Raw genomic sequence first — 895 nt, 5'->3', positions numbered from 1 at the left:
TATTTGTAGGGAATATCCCTACTTGAAAAAAGCGATCGGGGGAAGTTCCATGAATGAAAGGGATTGGCATATTTTAAAGATATTGCATGAACATAAGAATATCACTAAAACGGCGCAAAGCTTATATATCTCGCAGCCTTCTTTAACGAAAAGGATCCAGCAGATGGAGAAGGAGTTCAATTTGAAGATTGTCGAGCGGGGAACAAGGGGAGTGCAGTTCACCCCTCAAGGGGAATATTTGGCGATCTGTGCTGATGAGATGCTGATCAGGTTGAGGCAAATCAAAGAGACGGCGTTCAATATGGGACAGGAGATCAGTGGAACATTAAGGCTGGGCGTCTCCAATTATATTACGCTGCATAAGCTGCCCGGATTGCTGAAAAAATTTCGTGAACGATACCCGCAGGTGGATTTCCATGTGACTACAGGCTGGAGCAAGGAAGTACTGAACCTCATTTACAAGGAAGAAGTTCACGTCGGGATCGTCCGGGGCGATTATCAGTGGTCAGGAGCTAAGCATCATCTTTTTGAGGAGACGATTTGCATTGCTTCCAAGGAAAAAGTCGAAGTCGGGGACCTGGCTTCATTGCCGAGAATCGATTACAAGACCGATGCACTCCTGAAAACGATGATCGATAATTGGTGGAGGAAAAATTTTCAAGGTCCGCCGTTAGTTGGGATGGAGGTGGACAAAGGGGATACATGCAAGGAAATGGTCAAAAATGGCCTCGGGTATGGAATTCTTCCCAGTGTTTTATTGGAGCACGACCCATCCTTAAGGCAAATGGAGCTGAGGGATGAGCAAGGAAACCCGCTTATCCGGAATACGTGGATGTTATATCATGAAAAGTCCCTCGAACTAAAGCTGGTCAAAGAGTTTGTCGAATTTGTCGCG

Annotated in this window: 1 protein-coding gene; it reads left to right on the top strand. The window is 45.7% G+C overall.

All coding sequences use genetic code 11. The features are described from left to right. Positions 1–49: 49 nt before the first annotated feature. Positions 50–895 (top strand): LysR family transcriptional regulator (locus CVN76_RS01320; protein ID WP_100530120.1); only part of this gene is annotated, 846 nt, incomplete at its 3' end.

It is taken from the genome of Bacillus sp. mrc49, from assembly GCF_002803435.1.
Note: the sequence above shows the minus strand (reverse complement) of the source record. Positions and strands in the feature narration are given on the sequence as shown.